Genomic DNA, 17,311 nt, shown 5'->3' with positions numbered 1-17,311 from the left:
AGCGCCAGCCGTGGTTTCGCCGAGCACGGGCTGATAACTCAGCACGACCCGCGCAGGAATGTGCCGGTGGTGCCAGAGTGAGGGCGGAGGATCTGGATGAACTCGCTGCTCTCGGGCGTCAACCCGCTCGATCTGGACCTCGTCGGCCTTCCCCTCCTCAGCATCCTCTACGCGGCAACCGGCCTTGCGCTGCTGCTCGTGCTGCTCGGCCCGACCGGCGTTCGCCGGGCCATCGTCACCGTCATCGGTGCCGTCGTGGGCGCGGCTGTCGGCTGGGCGCTGGCCTGGTTCATCAGCAATGTCTGGGACCCGTGGGGAGTGTCTCTTTCTACCGGAACCCAGCTGTGGACCGCCGCCCTGGGGGCCAGCCTTGCCGTGGTACTGCTGAACCTGCGCGGCCAGGTACGTTGGCGCCGCGTCGTGGCGGTGTGCGCCATCGGACTCTGTCTGCTCAGCGCCGCAGCGGGAATCAACGCTGACGTCGGCCAGTTTCCGACGCTGCGTGTCGCCCTCGGGCTCGCGAGCTACCCGCCGCTCGACGAAGCCCTCGCAGCTGCACAGGCCCAGGACGCACAGACCAGAGCGGCACATCTCGACTCAGCGAATGCCACCGGCCTCGCAGCCGAGGGTACCGGTGTCGTGGGCACGGTCAGCATTCCAGCCACGGAGTCCGGTTTCGCCGCCCGGGACGCGCTGGTCTATCTGCCGCCAGCGGCGCAGCTCCCGTACCCACCGGCCCTGCCCGTGGTCGAGATGCTCTCCGGTCAGCCCGGAAGCCCCAGCGACGTGTTCACGGCCGGTCATCTGGCGAGCATTCTCGACACCTACTCTCGGGCGCATTCCGGTCTCGCCCCGATCCTTGTTGTTCCCGATCAACTCGGCGCGCCGGGCAACAACCCGATGTGCGTCGACTCCGCGCTGGGCAACTCGGCCAGTTACCTCAGCATCGACGTTCCAGCCTGGATCAAGTCTCACCTGCACATTGCCGCCCAGCCGGCCGGATGGACCATCGCCGGGTTTTCCCAGGGAGGCACCTGCTCCATACAACTCGGCGCGGCACACCCCCAGGTGTACAGTACGATTTTGGACATCTCGGGAGAGCTCGTTCCCAGCAACGGAAGTGAGGCGCACACCGTGCAATGCGGTTTCGGCGGCAGCGTTTCCCGCTATGCGACCGCTGCGCCGACCGCCATCCTCGCCGCCCACGAGCCCTACGCCGGGCTCGGTGCGATCTTCGTGGTCGGTGACGACGATGTGCGCTTTCTCCCCGGTATACGCGCGGTAGCGGATGCCACCCAGCGCGCCGGCGTCGACACTCACCTCTTCGAGTCGCCCGGTACCGCCCACGACTGGCATACCGTCGACTACGCCTGGACCACCGCGCTGCCGATCATCGCCGCGCGCACCGCACTGCTCGCGCCCGCCGTGATTGCGATGACCCGGTGACCACCGGCAGTCTCAAATCCGACGCCACCACGAGCGACCCAGGCAGGCCCGGCTCGGGCTCCGCACTGCGCTCGTCGATCCGATGGGCGCGGCAGCGACCATTCGCCGTCGGCTACGCCGCCGCACTCCTCGCGGTGGGCCTCGCGACCGGAGTGATCTCGGGACCGGCGCGCGGCATCCGCTTATTGCTCGGTACCGGCTACGAATCGGTCATCGACCACGGCCACTGGTGGTCACCGCTGACCTCGGTGTTCTTCGTTGACAACGGCGCCGAACTACTGCTCGCGCTGGCCGGAGCGCTGATCGTGCTCGGCTTCGCCGAACGGCTGATGGGAACGTGCCGCACCGCGATCGCCTTTCTCGTCACCGCCATTCTCGGCGCGACGATCGGCATCGGTGCGCAATTCCTCGGCGTTGCCGGCGGGGAGATGTGGTCGCGCGGAGTCAGCGACCTCTGGGCGATGGACCCGTTCACTCCGATCTTCGGAAGCGCGCTGGCGGCCAGTTTCTTCGCCGGGCCGCTCTGGCGCCGTCGTATTCGTGTGCTCGGGGTGTCGACCGTGCTGGTGCTGGTGTTGTACTCCGGCCAACCGTCCGACCTGTACCGTCTGCTCGCTGTGCTGGTCGGGCTCGGCGTTGGCTGGTTCGGGGTTGGCTGGCGGAGTCGACCGATTCGGCCGTTGAGCGCCTGGCGGCGCAGCTCCGATCACGAATCCCGCACCCTGCTCGCGGCGATCGTGGGCATGGTCGCCGTCGGGCCGGTCATCACCATCTTCTCCGGCGCCCGGTTCGGCCTGCTCGCACCGCTCGGCCTGCTGCTCACCCAAGACGTACCGACGGCTGGCGAAGTCGTCGACCGCTGCCTGCTGGGCGACATCACCCGGCAGTGTGTGCAGGAGCTCAGCCTCGAACGCATCGGCGGGGCCGGCCCGGTGCTGGTGAGCCTGCTTCCCCTGCTCACCCTCGTCGTTGCCGCCTTCGGGCTGGCTCGCGGCCGCCGGTTCGCCGCCTGGCTCGCCATCACCCTCAACGCCGGGCTCGCGCTGCTTGCCGCCTGGTATTACGGGCTGCTGCCGATCTCCGGGCAACCCTACGTCTGGCAGTGGCAGTCCGGTCGCTATTGGGAGGTCACCCTTATTCTCGGAGTGTCGGTGCTCGTTCCGCTCCTGGTCGCAGTGGTCATCCTGGCCAATCTGCGTCACTTTCCGGTCGCTTCCCGCACCGGCCAGTGGCGCCGGTTTCTGCTCGTCACCGTCGGAAGTTTCACCGGCCTCGCCGCAGCCTACGTGGGCCTGGGCTGGTTGCTCCGGACCCATTTTCGGCCCGCCGTCACATTGTTCGATTTAATAGCGGATGTCCCTGAGCGGTTCATCCCGGTCGGCTTTCTCCGGCTCGAACGGGTGTCCTTTCTGCCCAATGACTCCCTGGCCACCACGCTCTATGACAGCGTCGGTGCCGTGTTCTGGATCATCGTCTTCGTCGGCGCGATCGTGGCCCTGCGCAGCGTAGCGGTCGGTCCCAGCGTCGACGCTTCGGCACGCTTGCGCACGCTGCTCAGCACCTTTGGCGGCGGGTCGCTCGGGTTTATGGCCACCTGGAGCGGGAACTCGCTCTGGTTCAGCGCGAGCGGACGAACGGCCATCGCCTACCGCGTGGTCAATGGCATCGCCATCACAACGTCCGAACCGATCGGGCCGCGCTCGGAAGCCGCCGAAGCGGTCGCGTTTTTCGCCCGGATGTGCGACGACCACGGCTGGGTTCCGGTGTTCTACAGCCTGCACGACAGCTGGAAGAGTGTTTTCGTCGCTATGGGCTGGCCCACCATGCAGGTGGGGGAGGAGACGCTCCTGCGGCCGAGCACCTGGAGCACGACCGGAAGGAAGTGGCAGGACATTCGCTCGTCAATCAATCGCGCCGATCGAGCCGGGGTGAGAGCAGAGTGGACCACCTACCGGTCGCTGTCCCTCACCGCGGCGGCCCAAATCGCAGAAATCTCCGAGCAGTGGGTGCAGGAGAAGGAACTCCCCGAACTGGGGTTCACCCTCGGCGGGCTCGATGAACTGCATGACCCGGAGGTGCGCCTCATGCTCGCCGTCGACAGTGCGGAGCGGGTGCACGCCGTGACCAGTTGGTTGCCCACCCGCCGAGACGGCGAGATCATCGGTTGGACCCTTGATTTCATGCGGCGGCGACCGGACAGCATCAACGGAGTGATGGAATTTCTGATCGCGCAAACCGCGGAGCGCATGCAGGAGCGCCCCGAGGTCGAGTTTCTGAGCCTGTCGGTGGCGCCGCTCGCGCCGGTAGCCGGCCCGCGGCAGGGCGGTATTGCCGCCGGCCTGCTCGACTATCTCGGTCGCACGCTCGAGCCGGTGTACGGGTTTCGGTCACTGCTCTTGTTCAAGAGCAAGTTCCAGCCGGAGTTCGCGCCGGTCTTCATGGCGTTCCCAGATCCGGTCGCGCTGCCCGAGATCGGCCTCGCGCTGGCTCGTGCCTACCTTCCCAGCCTGTCGGTGCGGGAAGTGGTGACGTTGGCGCGGGGACTGGGCCAGTAGCATCCGCTGGCCGTGGCCCCCTGACACGACGTGGTCGAAACCAGGCCAAACGGTGCTAGCCTAAAAATGTGTTGAACGGTGCGCTCCTCCTTAGCTGCCGCGACGGGTCCTAATCTAAAGGCCTCCCTCGTCGCGGCGTTCGTCGTTGGCTGTGCGACACCCACGAGGAAACAGGATCATGAAGAACAATCAGACCGCGTCCACCCTGCCGATTCACCGCTACCGCCCGTACCACGAGCAGTTCTCCGTCGAGCTGCCCGACCGTACCTGGCCGAGTAAGCGCATCACGGTTGCACCGCGTTGGTGCGCGGTCGACCTGCGGGACGGCAACCAGTCGCTCATCGACCCGATGAGCCCCGAGCGCAAGCGCATCATGTTCGACCTGCTCGTGCGCATGGGCTACAAGGAGATCGAGGTGGGTTTTCCCTCGGCGAGCCAGACCGACTTCGACTTCGTGCGCAGCCTCATCGACGAGAACGCCATCCCCGACGACGTCACGATCCAGGTGCTGACCCAGGCTCGCGAACATTTGATTAAGCGCACCTACGAGTCGATCACCGGCGCCAAACAGGCCATCGTGCACTTCTACAACTCCACCAGCATTTTACAGCGCGAGGTGGTGTTTCGCGAGCAGAAGCAGGGCATCGTCGATCTGGCCCTGTTCGGGGCCCGCCTGTGCAAGCAGATGGAAGCGACCATTCCCGGCACGACCATCTACTACGAGTACTCGCCCGAGAGCTTCACCGGCACCGAACTCGACTTCGCCGTCGACATCTCCAACCAGGTCATCGAGATTTTGCAGCCGACCCCGGAGCGCAAGGTCATCATCAACCTGCCGGCGACCGTCGAAATGGCCACGCCCAATGTGTACGCCGATTCCATTGAGTGGATGAGCCGTCACCTGACCCAGCGCGAGAACGTGTTGATCTCGCTGCACCCACACAATGACCGCGGCACCGCGATTGCCGCCGCCGAACTCGGCTACCTGGCCGGTGCCGATCGCATCGAAGGCTGCCTGTTCGGCAACGGTGAGCGCACCGGAAACGTCGACCTCGTCGCCCTCGGCGTGAACCTGTTCACGCAGGGAATCGACCCACAGATCGACTTCAGCAACATCGACGAGATCAAGCGCACCGCGGAATACTGCAACCAGCTGCCCGTGCCCGAGCGCAACCCGTGGGCTGGCGACCTCGTCTTCACCGCGTTCAGCGGTTCGCACCAGGACGCCATCAAAAAGGGCTTCGAAGCGATGGATGCCGATGCCGCCAAACAGGGCTGCACGGTCAACGACCTGGTCTGGGCCGTTCCGTATCTGCCGATCGACCCCAAGGATCTCGGCCGCAGCTATGAGGCTGTGATTCGGGTCAACTCGCAGTCCGGCAAGGGCGGCGTCGCTTACCTGCTCAAAACCGACCACGCCCTCGACCTGCCACGCAAGCTGCAGATCGAGTTCTCTGGCGTCGTGCAGGCCAAAACGGATGCCGAGGGTGGCGAGGTCACCAGCGAGCAGATCTGGGACATCTTCAACGACGAGTACCTGCCGGCTACGGTCAAGAACCCGCAATCCCAGTGGGGCCGGTTCGAACTGCACTCCACCCGCACCTCGAGTGACCTGTCCGGCACCGTCGACCTCGCGGTCGAACTTCGTGACGGCGACACCGTGGCGCAGGCCACCGGCTCCGGCAACGGCCCGATCAACGCGTTCCTCGGTGTCATGGCCGAGCGCGGCATCGCGATCACGCTCTACGACTACGTCGAGCACGCGCTGTCGGCTGGGGGCGACGCCCAGGCTGCCGCTTATGTCGAGCTCGACGTGAACGGCAAGCGTTACTGGGGCGTCGGCATCGACGCGGACATTTCCACCGCTTCGCTCAAGTCGGTTGTCTCCGCCGTCAACCGCGGCATTCGCGCCGAGGTCGGCGACCGGGAGCTGTCCGCCGTCTAAGCTGACAGCATCCGCTCAAACGCAACACACGAAAGCCCAGACTCTGCAGTCTGGGCTTTCGTTGCACCATCCGGGTGCGGTCGGGGGCCTGGCTGTGTGCTGGGTACTAAGCCAGGGCTGGCAGTTGCGCCGTTCGGTCTGGTGTACGGGTGCCGAGGAGGACGCGACAATCGTTGATTGCATGGTCCAGCAGGACATACAGCCGGGCGTCCGGGTCAGAAATGCACGCTTCGCTGATGCCCTGCACGGCGACGCGAATGATCGTGTCGGCGGTGCGCGGCGTGAACTTGGTGTGCGACCAGGAGTGCACGCTGCCAATGAAGTCACGCGCCCACCGGTCGGCGTCTGGCGCTTCCTGCAGAGCAGTCCGAATGAGCGGGCGGACCCGCTCCGCGAACTGCGGGTCAAGAACGGATGCGTTCCGCTCGCAGGTCAGCACGCCCACGGCGAGCGCGCGCTGGCGTTCCAGGCTCGCTGTCGGGAGGGCTTCGCAGCCAGCGCGCAGGGCGACCGCGATTTCGACTCGCTTGTCGACGCGCTGATCGGAACTGGTCAGGCCGATGACCGACGGAATCAGCAGGGCGAGTCGTGACCTGGCATCGTCGGAACTGCAATCGTTGACCATCCGGGCGAGCGAGGCCAGCACCGGGTGGGTGCAGGCCGGGTGGTCGCTCCAGGACTCGCCGGCGAGGTAGGAGGCGAACTCCATGAAGCAGCCACCACTTTTCGGAGTGCGGTGCTTGCCTCGCGACAGCACGGGCATAATGTCGGGCAGGCTGCCCTGGACCGGTTTCATGAAAAACCTCCATACCACGGGGACTACGTGCTCTAAGTTTCCCCCCATCTGCCCGGAAAGACCAGAGCCTGATGCGACTCGTGACACATTTTCAGCGACCGGAGGCATCCGTTTGGCAGGTACTCGAGCCGTGACCGAAGTCTGCGCGACAGAGTGGGATAATTACCTGTGCCTGTCTACCGAGATGAAGCCGTCGTGCTGCGCACCCACAAGCTGGGTGAAGCCGACCGCATCGTCACCATGCTCACTCGAGCGCACGGCAAGGTGCGCGCCGTGGCCAAGGGCGTGCGCCGCACCGGCTCCAAGTTCGGCGCCCGGCTGGAGCCGTTCATGGTCGCCGACGTGCAGCTGTACGAGGGCCGCAGCCTCGACATCATCACGCAGGCCGAGTCCCTCGGCTCCTACGGCGCCCTGATCACGGCCGACTACGGCAGCTACACCGCGGCGAGCGTCATGGTCGAAACGGCCGACAAACTCACCGAATCCGAGGGGTCGCTGCAGCAATACCTGCTGCTCGTCGGTGCGCTGCGGTCGCTGTCCCGGCAGGAGCACGGCTCCCACCTCACCCTCAACTCCTATTTATTGCGTGCCGTGTCGATGGCTGGCTGGGCGCCGAGCTTTCAGGACTGCGCCCGCTGCGGCGCCACGCAGTCAAGTGATGGCGGGCAACACTCGGCCATGGTCGTGCAGCTCGGTGGCATCGTCTGCGACTCTTGCGCCCCACCCGGGTCGCCGCGGCTCGACGCAGCGACGATCGGCCTACTCAGCGCCCTGCTCACCGGCGACTGGGAACACGCCGCGGCGAGCCCAGATCGCACGCAAAATCAGGCCGCCGGAGTCGTCGCCGCCTACACCCAGTGGCACCTGGGCCGCGGGCTTCGCTCGCTGGAACACGTCGCCCGATGATGGCCAGTCTGTTCGGCCATAAACCGTTCACCCACAAGGACGCCGTCGCGTTCAAACCGCTCGACTGGACCGGCCTGTACCCGCCCGATCTGCCCCGCAAGGTCGTGCCGGAGCATGTCGCCGTTGTCATGGACGGCAACGGCCGCTGGGCCAACGTCCGGGGCCTCACCCGGGTCGAAGGGCACAAGGCCGGCGAGGCAGCCCTGCTCGACGTCGTTGCCGGAGCCATCCAGATCGGCGTCAAACAGCTCAGCGTGTATGCCTTCTCTACCGAAAACTGGAAGCGTTCGCCCGATGAGGTGCGTTTTCTGATGGGCTTCAACCGGGACGTGTTGCACCGCCGCCGCGATCAGCTCAACGAGTGGGGCGTGCGGGTCAGGTGGGCCGGGCGCAAGCCGAAGCTGTGGGCATCCGTTATCAACGAGCTGCAATTTGCCGAGAAACTCACCGCGGGCAATGACGTGCTCACCCTCACGATGTGCGTGAACTATGGCGGGCGCACCGAGATAGCGGATGCCGTGCGCGCGCTGGCCGAGGATGTAGCCGCCGGCAGGCTGAAGCCGTCGGGAATCACCGAGAAGACCATCGCCAAGCAGCTGTACGTGCCCGAGCTGCCCGACGTTGACCTGTTCGTGCGCAGCTCGGGGGAGCAGCGCACCAGCAACTTCATGCTCTGGCAGAGCGCCTATGCCGAGATGGTTTTTCTCGATACCCTGTGGCCGGACTTCACCCGAGTCGACCTGTGGCACGCGGTCGAGCTGTATGCCGCCCGCAACCGTCGTTATGGCGGAGCGGTCGACACCCCGACGGCCTGAATATTTCGGTTGGGGAATACCGGGGCCCTGCGCCCCGTTGGCCCAAGTGTGACTGATACAACTAGTACCGAAGCGACCGCATCCGTGAGCACCGACATCATCAAGGTGGACATCTGGTCCGATGTGCAATGCCCCTGGTGCTACATCGGTAAACGCAAGTTTGAGGCCGGTGCCGCCCAGTTCGACGGCACCGTCGAGGTCGAGTATCACAGCTTTGAACTTTCACCCGATACCCCGGTCGATTACGCCGGAACGCCTGTGCAGTACCTCAGTGAGAAGAAGGGTATGCCCCTCGCCGAGGTGGAGCAGATGCTCGAGCGTGTCACCGGCATCGCCGAGAGCGTCGGCCTGCACTACGACTACGACTCCGTGCACCAGACCAACACGGTCATTTCGCACGAACTGCTGCACTACGCCAAGGCGCACGGCCGTCAGCTCGAGATGAAGGAGCGCCTACTCAAGGCCTACTTCATCGATGGGCGCCACGTTGGCCGGATCGAAGACCTCGCCGACCTCGCCGCCGAGATTGGATTCGACCGAGCCGACGTCGTGCGGTCACTCACCGCCCACGAGCACCTCGCCGCGGTCAAGGCCGACGTGGCACAGGCCGGCGCCTACGGCATCCAGGGCGTTCCGTTCTTCGTGATCGACGGCCGCTACGGCATTTCCGGCGCGCAGGATCCGACGGCGTTCACTCAGGCGCTTGACCAGGCCCGCGCCGACCGCTCGGCCAAGGCCGGGGCCGACGAAGTCCCCGCGTAACCCGATACCCAGCGAACTCGCGTAGCCTGACGGTAAGCAACCCGCCGCGGCGCTTTCTTTCACCGTTTCACCCAATTGATTCAAGGAGATAACTCATGACTGACACCATCACTACCCCGCCCGTCTTCACCGACGCTGCCGGTCGTCCCACCATCGAGCTCCTGGGTGCTGCGACCGCGACCGACGAAGCCGCTGGCTCCTGCTGCGGTGGCGGCTGCTGCAGCTGATCTGAGCCCATTTCGTCAACAACGCAGCTGCCGTACAGCCCTTTCCGGGCCCGGCAGCTGCGTTTCTGTGTGCGCCCGGCATCCGCCCTGCAGAGGATTCGGAGCACCACGCGCTTTCTGGGAGAATTGACCCACCATGACTTCACCTACTTCCGCCGACGACCAGCGGGCGCCGATCGGCCAGTTGGCCGTTGGTCCGCTCAGTATCGGCCCGCTCACGCTTGACGTGCCCGTGGTGCTCGCGCCGATGGCCGGCATCACCAATACCGCATTTCGCCGGCTGTGCCGCGAATACGGCGCTGGACTGTTTGTGAGCGAGATGATCACCTCGCGCGCGCTCGTCGAACGCAACACCGAGACCATGCGGTTGATCACCCATCATGAGAGCGAAACCACCCGCTCCATTCAGCTGTACGGTGTTGACCCGAAAACGGTGTCCGAGGCCGTGACCATGCTCGTCGCTGAGGACCGTGCCGATCACATCGACCTCAACTTCGGCTGCCCGGTTCCCAAGGTCACCCGCAAGGGCGGGGGAGCTGCCCTGCCGTGGAAGATCGGCCTGTTCCGTCAGATCGTGGAGGCCGCAGTCACTGCGGCTGGGCCGATTCCGCTGACCGTGAAGATGCGCAAGGGCATCGACGCCGACCACCTCACCTACATTGAGGCTGGCAAGGCCGCCGCCGGAGCCGGCGTCGCCTCCATCGCCCTGCACGGCCGAACGGCCGCCGAGTTCTACTCCGGCCACGCCGACTGGTCGGCAATTGAGAAGCTCAAGAACGCCATCAGTGACGTGCCGGTGCTCGGCAACGGCGATATCTGGTCGGCCGACGACGCCCTGCGCATGGTCAGTGAAACCGGATGCGACGGCGTCGTCGTCGGGCGCGGCTGCCTCGGTCGTCCGTGGCTGTTCGGCGACCTCGCCGCTGCATTTCGCGGTCAGGAACTCAAAGCCGAACCGGGGCTCGGCCAGGTCATCAACGCCTTCCGCCGCCACGCCGAACTGCTCACCGAATACTTCGACAGCGAAGACCGGGCCTGCCGCGACATTCGCAAGCACGTCGCCTGGTACTTCAAGGGCTACCCGGTCGGCGGCGATCTGCGCGCGAGCCTGGCGATGGTGCAGTCTCTCGCGCAGCTCGACGACCTGCTCGGCACCCTCGACGCCTCGCTGCCATACCCGGGCTCAGACGTTGAGGGCCCACGCGGGCGCGCGGGAACACCGAAGAAACCGTCGCTGCCCGAGCACTGGCTCGAGTCTCAGGATCTTTTCGGGGCGGAGCGACTGAATTTGACCGAGGGCGAAGGGGATACCAGCGGTGGCTAACAAAACCGGATACAGCGAGACCGACGAGGCCCGCTGGTTTCCCGAAGAGCATTACTCGCGGCGCAGCGACTTTGCCCGCGACCGCGCCCGACTGCTGCACTCGAGCGCTCTGCGGCGCCTCGCGGCCAAGACGCAGGTACTCAGTCCCACGGCGGGGCTCGACTTTGCCCGCAACCGACTGACCCACTCGCTCGAGGTCGCCCAGGTCGGGCGGGAGATCGCCTCCCGCCTCAACGTCGACCCCGACATCGTCGATACCGCCTGCCTCGCGCACGACATCGGGCATCCTCCCTTCGGACACAACGGCGAGAAGGCGCTCAGCCTGTGGTCGGAAGACATCGGTGGCTTCGAGGGGAACGCGCAGACCCTGCGATTGCTCACCCGGCTCGAGCCGAAGGTGTTTGGGCCCGACGGGCGAAGCTACGGACTCAACCTGACCCGGGCGAGCCTCGACGCAAGCTGCAAGTATCCCTGGCCAGAAGGATCCTCGGTCTATGACCCGAGCGGGCGGGCCAAATTCGGGTTCTACCAGGACGACCTGGCCGCGTTCGAGTGGTTGCGCGAGGGAGCGCCCGACCGGCAACTCTGCATCGAAGCCCAGGTGATGGACCTCTCCGACGACATCGCGTACAGCGTGCACGACTTCGAAGACGCCATCGTCAACGGCTACGTCGACGTCGCAGCGTTGAGCAGCCGCGCAGATCACGACGAACTTCTCGCCACCATGTCGGAGTGGATTGGCGACGAGACCAGCGCCGAGGACCTGGCAACCGCGTTCAACCGGCTCGACTCCCTCGATGTCTGGATGGACTCCTGGACCGCCGGGCGACGCGACCAGGGCCACCTCAAGAACCTCACCAGCCAGCTCATCGGCCGGTTCAGCAGTGCTGCCGTACACGCCACCAAAGAAGCACACCCCGGTGCGAACATGCTGCGGTTCGGGGCGAATGTGATCGTTCCGCGGGAGATCCAGGCCGAAATCTCGGTGCTCAAGGGCATTGTCGCGGCCTTCGTCATGACCCGCAATACCCGCAAGCCCATCTACGTGCAGCAGCGCCAGGTGCTCACCCTGCTCGCCGAAACCCTGCACCAGTCCGGCGACGAACACCTCGACCCCGGCTTTCGCGAAGACTGGCAGGCCGCCGACGACGATGCCGCCCGCAAGCGCGTCATCGTCGACCAGGTCGCGAGCCTCACCGACCAGTCCGCCCTGGCCTGGTACGAGCGCCTGGTGCAGGGGTAGCGCTCCTGCCCGGTTTGAAGGCTCGACGCGCCGAGCGGCTCCTTCAAGCTCGATAAGCTGAACGGATGGCTACCCGCATCAATCCGAGCATCCTCGCCGCCGATTTCGCCAACTTTGAGAGCGAGCTTTCCCGCATCCGCTCCGCCGACCTCGTTCACGTCGACATCATGGACAACCACTTCGTGCCGAACCTCACCTTCGGGCTCGGCATGGTCGAGCGGCTGCAGCAGGTGTCCCCGCTGCCGCTGGACATCCACTTGATGATCGACGACCCGGAACGGTGGGCGCCCGGCTACGCCGAGGCCGGAGCCTACTCGGTCACCTTTCACGCCGAGGCGACGACCGAGCCGGTGGCGCTGGCCCGGCGGCTGCGGCAGATCGGCGCCCGCGCTGGCATCGCGCTCAAGCCCGGTACCGACGTCACGCCTTACCTCGAACTGCTCGACGAGTTCGACCAGGTGCTCGTGATGACCGTTGAGCCCGGTTTTGGCGGCCAGAGCTTCATGGAAGAGACCATGCCGAAGCTTTCCCAGCTGCGATCACAGGTGGAGAAGACCGGACTCGACGTCTGGCTGCAGGTCGACGGCGGCATCACCGCGCAGACCATCGAGATCGCAGCCCGAGCCGGTGCCGACACCTTCGTGGCCGGGTCCAGTGTGTTCGGGGCCGAGAATCCGGCCGCACAGATCGGCCTGCTACGCGAACGCGCGGCGAGTCACCGTCACGGGCGGGTAACCTAGAGTCGTGAAAACTTTCGATGACCTGTTCGTAGAACTCAGCGACAAGGCCCGCACCCGCCCGGAAGGCTCCGGCACCGTTCGCGAACTCGACGCCGGCGTGCACGCCATTGGCAAGAAGATCGTCGAAGAAGCGGCCGAAGTGTGGATGGCCGCCGAGTTTCAGAGCGATGACGAAACCTCCGCCGAAATCTCCCAGCTGCTCTATCACCTGCAGGTCATGATGATCGCGAAAGGCCTCTCTCCGGCGGACATCTACCGACATCTGTGACCCGCGCCAGCTCATCCGCTGGTATCCGTCATAAATTTGTCTGGCACGAAAAACCGAGAGAGTACCCCCCCCCATGCTGAGAATTGCCGTGCCCAACAAGGGCTCGTTGTCTGAAACCGCCGCGCAGATGCTCGCCGAGGCCGGCTACACCGGTCGTCGCGACCCGCGCGACCTCGTCACCGCCGATCCGCGCAATGGGGTGGAATTCTTCTACCTACGTCCGCGCGACATCGCCACCTATGTCGGCTCCGGCGCGCTCGACGTCGGAATCACCGGGCGCGACCTGCTGCTGGACTCCCACTCCAAGGCGCAGGAAATCGCCAGCCTCGACTTCGGCGACTCTACCTTTCGCTTCGCCGGACCGGCCGGGCGCTTCACCGAGCTGAAAGACCTTGACGGCCTGCGCGTCGCCACGAGCTATCCCGGCCTGGTCGAACGCTTTCTCGCCACCCACTCGGTGACCGTCGACCTGGTCGAACTCGACGGGGCCGTTGAATCGGCGGTTCAGCTCGGGGTAGCGGATGCCGTCGCCGACGTTGTCTCCACCGGCACCACACTGCGCAAGGCCGGCCTCGAAATCTTCGGACCGGTCATCCTCGAATCCACCGCCGTGCTGATCAGCTCCACCAACGACAAGGCCGGAATCGCGACGCTGCTGCGCCGCCTGCAGGGCGTGCTCGTGGCCCGCCAATACGTGCTCCTCGACTATGACATTCCGGTCGCGCTGCTCGACACGGCCGCCGCGCTTGCCCCCGGAATCGAATCGCCGACCGTTTCCTCGCTGCACGACCCCGAGTGGGCCGCCGTGCGTGTCATGATCGCCCGACTGGACATGAACAACGTGATGGACGAGCTCTACGCCATCGGTGCCAGAGCCATCCTGGTCACCACCATTCACAACGCCCGAATCTAAGCACACGAAAGAGGACAACCAGCGATGAGCCTGAGTGTGCGCGTCATTCCCTGCCTCGACGTGGCCAACGGTCGTGTAGTCAAGGGCGTTAATTTTCAGAACCTGCGCGACGCCGGCGATCCGGTCGAACTCGCCCGTCGCTACTACGAGCAGGGCGCTGACGAGCTGACCTTTCTCGACGTGACGGCGACCGTCGATAACCGTTCGACGACCTACGACGTCGTGAGCGCGACCGCCGAGCAGGTCTTCATTCCGCTCACCGTCGGCGGTGGCATCCGCAGTGTCGAAGACGTCTCCCGGCTGCAGGCGAGCGGCGCCGACAAGGTCGGATTGAACAGCGCGGCCATCGCCCGACCGGCGCTGATCGCCGAGATCGCCGATCGCTTCGGCGCCCAGGTTATTGTCCTCAGCCTCGATGTGAAGCGATCCGCTCGCACGGAGAGCGGCTTCGTCGTCACGACCCACGGCGGTCGCACCGAAACCGACCTGGATGCTGTGGCCTGGGCGCGGCAGGCGATCGAACTCGGCGCGGGGGAACTCCTGGTCAACTCGATCGACGCCGACGGGACCAAGGCGGGCTTCGATACCGATCTCATCGCGCTCATGCGCGCCAACAGTCGGGTTCCGGTGATCGCTTCCGGCGGGGCCGGGCGCGTGGAGGACTTTCCCCCGGCGATCCGGGCCGGCGCGGATGCCGTGCTGGCGGCATCCGTTTTTCACAACGGACAATTGACCATCGATGATGTCAAGCGGGAGCTCGCCGCCGAGGGAATGCTGGTGCGCTAATGGCCGATGAACTGAACGCCAAACTCACCGATCAGCTCGACGCCGCGGTGTTCAACGACGCCGGGCTGCTGCCCGCGGTCATCCAGCAGTGGGACACCCACGAGGTGCTCATGCTCGGCTGGATGAACCGGGAAGCGCTGCGCCGCACCCTGACGGAGGGGCGCGTCACGTTCTGGTCGCGCAGCCGCCAGGAATTCTGGCGCAAGGGCGATACCTCCGGCCACGCCCAGTACGTGCACTCCGCTGCCTTCGACTGCGACAACGACACCCTGCTGGTGCAGGTCGACCAGGTCGGAGCCGCCTGCCACACCGGCACCCACACCTGCTTCGACGGGCGCGACCTCGGCGTGACCATCATGGAAAGGCCCACGGAATGACCGGTAGCCCTGCAGGATCCCGCACCGCCGGCTCGACCACCCGCATCCAGTTCGATGCCCTGATCGGCGAGCACCGGGTCATCCCGGTTATCCGTGAACTCTTCGCCGACGGCGAGACCCCGGTGGGCATCTACCGCAAGCTCGCCAACGGGCTGCCCGGCAGCTTTCTGCTCGAGTCCGCCGAGCAGGGCGGCATCTGGTCGCGATTCTCCTTCGTCGGTGTATCCTCCTTCGGAGTGCTCACCCAACAGGGCGACGAGACCCGCTGGATCGACTATGGGCTCTCCGCCGAGCGCGCACTCGGGTCGGCGGCCTCCCTCGGCCCGCTCGCGGCGCTGGCGTACCTGTTCGACCGCTGGCAGACACCGCGGCTGCCCGAACATCCGCCGCTGACCGGCGGGCTGGTCGGTTTCATCGGCTGGGAGGCGATTCGCCAGATCGAACGCCTGCCGCACCAGCCGCCGGCTGACTATGACGTTCCGGGCCAGTCCTTCAGCTTTGTCGCCGACTTGGTCGTGGTCGACCACAAAAACGGCACCGTGCAGCTCATCGCCAACGTGCTGAACGATGGCACCGACACGCCCGACGAGCTCTGGGCTGCCGCGAGCGAGCGCCTCGATTCGCTGCAGGGCCGACTCGCCGCGCCCAGCGAAGCGTGGCTGGCCGAGGTCGACCTGCAAGTACCGAGCTCGCCGCGCAATCGCACCACCCGAGACGACTTTCTCACGGCCGTCAACATCGGCAAGCAGCACATCGTCGACGGCGATGTGTTTCAGGTGGTCATCTCGCAGCGCTTCGACCAGGTCTGCACCGCGCACCCCATCGACGTCTACCGGGTGTTGCGCAGCCTAAACCCCAGCCCGTACATGTACCTGCTCAGCCTCGAAACGCACGAAGGCGACCCATACTGGATCGTTGGATCCTCGCCGGAAGCTCTGGTCAAGGTGCAAGACCAACGCGTCTTCACCCACCCGATCGCCGGTTCCAAACCGCGGGGAACGACACCGGATGCCGACGCCGACTACGCGATCGAGCTCGCCGAAGATCCCAAGGAACGGGCCGAACACCTCATGCTCGTCGACCTCGCCCGCAACGACCTGCTCAAGGTGTGCACGGCCGGCTCGGTCGAGGTGACCGAGTTCATGCGTATCGAACGATTCAGCCACATCATGCACCTCGTCTCCTCGGTCGAGGGCAACTTGGTTCCCGGCAAGACCGCGATCGACGTCTTCCGCGCCACCTTCCCGGCCGGTACGCTCTCTGGCGCGCCGAAACCGCGGGCGCTCGAGATCATCGACGCCCTCGAACCGGCCCAGCGCGGCGTGTACGGGGGAGTGGTCGGCTACTTCGGTTTCGCCGGCGACGCCGACCTCGCCATTGCCATCCGCACTGCCACGATCAAGGACGGTATCGCGAGAGTGCAGGCCGGCGGCGGTGTCGTCACCGATTCCGACCCCGCGTCCGAGTACCAGGAGTCGCAGAACAAGGCGGCAGCCCCGCTGCGAGCCGTCGCCGTCGCCAACGCCATGCGGAGGGTGCACTAATGGCAGAACGGATGTCAGCGCGTCGGCTGAAACTCGTTTTCATCCTTTCCGTTTTGGCGGCGAGTTCGCTCGCCATGCTGGCTTGGACCCAGGTCTGGGTGCAGGCCGAAGTCGGACTCCCCGATGCCGGCACCCAGGTCTTGGAGATCGACGGAGCCATTGCCGCGCCGGCGTTGACCGCCCTCGCGCTCTCCGGCTTCGCCCTCGCCGCGGCGCTCACCATCGCCGGGCGGCTGATTCGCATCGTGCTGGGTGCCCTCGAGGTGCTCCTCGGCTTCTCCGTGTTTCTCGCCGCGTTCCTGGCGGTGCGAGACCCCGCCGATGCCAGCGCCGCAGCGGTGACCGCCGCCACGGGAATAGCCGGTCACGAGTCGATTCAGTTGAGCGTGCTCGGCACGGTCATCACACCCTGGCCGTTCGTGGCGATGGGTGCTGCGATCGTCATGGCGGGTGTTGGTGTGGCCATTATCGTCACGAGCGGTCGGTGGCCGGGTCCGACCCGTAAGTATCAGGCCGTTCGGTTTGAACAAGTGGCTTCGCCCCACGGTGCACAACCACTGGCAACCCCGGCCGAGCCCGCCGCGAGCGACTCCGTCGGCGACTGGGACGACCTCAGCCGCGGCGATGACCCGACCGTACGCTGAAGCGCTCGCATCCGCTCCGC

General features: G+C 65.8%; 17 protein-coding genes. 16 read left to right on the top strand and 1 reads right to left on the bottom strand.

The window, feature by feature from the left end; all coding sequences use genetic code 11:
- The first annotated feature begins 96 nt into the window (after window positions 1–96).
- From E3T31_RS12785 to leuA, 3 genes are all read left to right on the top strand, one after another.
- Window positions 97–1,446 (top strand): esterase family protein, encoded by a 1,350-nt coding sequence (locus tag E3T31_RS12785; RefSeq protein WP_134469018.1) that lies wholly within the window; start codon window positions 97–99, stop codon window positions 1,444–1,446.
- Window positions 1,443–4,001, top strand: coding sequence for a bifunctional lysylphosphatidylglycerol flippase/synthetase MprF (locus tag E3T31_RS12780; RefSeq protein ID WP_241977889.1), 2,559 nt, complete (start codon window positions 1,443–1,445; stop codon window positions 3,999–4,001). The genes E3T31_RS12785 and E3T31_RS12780 overlap by 4 nt, the downstream gene beginning before the upstream one ends.
- Before the next feature lie 178 nt (window positions 4,002–4,179).
- Window positions 4,180–5,946, top strand: coding sequence for a 2-isopropylmalate synthase (leuA, locus tag E3T31_RS12775; protein ID WP_134469017.1), 1,767 nt, complete (start codon window positions 4,180–4,182; stop codon window positions 5,944–5,946).
- Window positions 5,947–6,052: 106 nt separating this feature from the next.
- On the opposite strand, the gene E3T31_RS12770 is transcribed toward leuA, so the two are convergent.
- Window positions 6,053–6,742, bottom strand: a complete 690-nt coding sequence (locus tag E3T31_RS12770; protein WP_198417014.1) for a hypothetical protein — start codon at window positions 6,740–6,742, stop codon at window positions 6,053–6,055.
- Between the two features lie 168 nt (window positions 6,743–6,910).
- On the opposite strand from E3T31_RS12770, the gene recO reads away from it, so the two are divergent.
- The 13 genes from recO (at window position 6,911) to E3T31_RS12710 (ending at window position 17,291) form a co-directional block, all read left to right on the top strand.
- Window positions 6,911–7,648 (top strand): DNA repair protein RecO, encoded by a 738-nt coding sequence (recO, locus tag E3T31_RS12765; protein ID WP_092448515.1) that lies wholly within the window; start codon window positions 6,911–6,913, stop codon window positions 7,646–7,648.
- The gene (locus tag E3T31_RS12760; RefSeq protein ID WP_241977887.1) at window positions 7,645–8,463 is read left to right on the top strand and encodes an isoprenyl transferase; all 819 of its coding nucleotides are present in this window, start codon (window positions 7,645–7,647) and stop codon (window positions 8,461–8,463) included. The genes recO and E3T31_RS12760 overlap by 4 nt, the downstream gene beginning before the upstream one ends.
- Before the next feature lie 48 nt (window positions 8,464–8,511).
- Window positions 8,512–9,225 carry a DsbA family protein gene (locus tag E3T31_RS12755; protein ID WP_241977885.1) on the top strand — a complete coding sequence of 238 codons (714 nt, stop codon included), beginning with the start codon at window positions 8,512–8,514 and terminating at the stop codon, window positions 9,223–9,225.
- 95 nt (window positions 9,226–9,320) lie between these two features.
- Entirely contained in the window at window positions 9,321–9,452 is a 132-nt protein-coding gene (locus E3T31_RS18505) for a hypothetical protein (protein WP_255411856.1), read from the top strand.
- A 136-nt stretch (window positions 9,453–9,588) separates the two neighbouring features.
- On the top strand, window positions 9,589–10,776 hold the full coding sequence (gene dusB / locus E3T31_RS12750) for a tRNA dihydrouridine synthase DusB (RefSeq protein ID WP_134442171.1): 1,188 nt from the start codon (window positions 9,589–9,591) through the stop codon (window positions 10,774–10,776).
- A complete protein-coding gene (locus tag E3T31_RS12745) occupies window positions 10,769–12,019 on the top strand; it encodes a deoxyguanosinetriphosphate triphosphohydrolase (RefSeq protein ID WP_134469016.1) in 1,251 nt (416 codons plus the stop codon). Before dusB ends, E3T31_RS12745 begins: the two co-directional genes overlap by 8 nt.
- A gap of 65 nt (window positions 12,020–12,084) precedes the next feature.
- A complete protein-coding gene (gene rpe, locus E3T31_RS12740; protein WP_134469015.1) occupies window positions 12,085–12,759 on the top strand; it encodes a ribulose-phosphate 3-epimerase in 675 nt (224 codons plus the stop codon).
- A gap of 4 nt (window positions 12,760–12,763) precedes the next feature.
- Window positions 12,764–13,027 (top strand): phosphoribosyl-ATP diphosphatase, encoded by a 264-nt coding sequence (locus E3T31_RS12735; RefSeq protein WP_092107778.1) that lies wholly within the window; start codon window positions 12,764–12,766, stop codon window positions 13,025–13,027.
- A 73-nt stretch (window positions 13,028–13,100) separates the two neighbouring features.
- Window positions 13,101–13,940: an ATP phosphoribosyltransferase gene (gene hisG, locus E3T31_RS12730; RefSeq protein ID WP_134469014.1), complete on the top strand. Its 840-nt coding sequence runs from the start codon at window positions 13,101–13,103 to the stop codon at window positions 13,938–13,940.
- 24 nt (window positions 13,941–13,964) lie between these two features.
- Window positions 13,965–14,726 carry an imidazole glycerol phosphate synthase subunit HisF gene (gene hisF, locus E3T31_RS12725; RefSeq protein WP_092448521.1) on the top strand — a complete coding sequence of 254 codons (762 nt, stop codon included), beginning with the start codon at window positions 13,965–13,967 and terminating at the stop codon, window positions 14,724–14,726.
- Complete coding sequence (hisI, locus tag E3T31_RS12720) at window positions 14,726–15,103, top strand: phosphoribosyl-AMP cyclohydrolase (RefSeq protein ID WP_134469013.1); 378 nt, start codon at window positions 14,726–14,728, stop codon at window positions 15,101–15,103. The genes hisF and hisI overlap by 1 nt, the downstream gene beginning before the upstream one ends.
- Complete coding sequence (locus E3T31_RS12715) at window positions 15,100–16,647, top strand: anthranilate synthase component I (RefSeq protein WP_134469012.1); 1,548 nt, start codon at window positions 15,100–15,102, stop codon at window positions 16,645–16,647. The genes hisI and E3T31_RS12715 overlap by 4 nt, the downstream gene beginning before the upstream one ends.
- The gene (locus E3T31_RS12710; protein ID WP_134469011.1) at window positions 16,647–17,291 is read left to right on the top strand and encodes a Trp biosynthesis-associated membrane protein; all 645 of its coding nucleotides are present in this window, start codon (window positions 16,647–16,649) and stop codon (window positions 17,289–17,291) included. The genes E3T31_RS12715 and E3T31_RS12710 overlap by 1 nt, the downstream gene beginning before the upstream one ends.
- The last annotated feature ends 20 nt before the right edge of the window (window positions 17,292–17,311 follow it).

Source organism: Cryobacterium sp. TMS1-13-1 (assembly GCF_004403125.1).
Taxonomy (GTDB): domain Bacteria; phylum Actinomycetota; class Actinomycetes; order Actinomycetales; family Microbacteriaceae; genus Cryobacterium; species Cryobacterium levicorallinum.
Note: the sequence above shows the minus strand (reverse complement) of the source record. Positions and strands in the feature narration are given on the sequence as shown.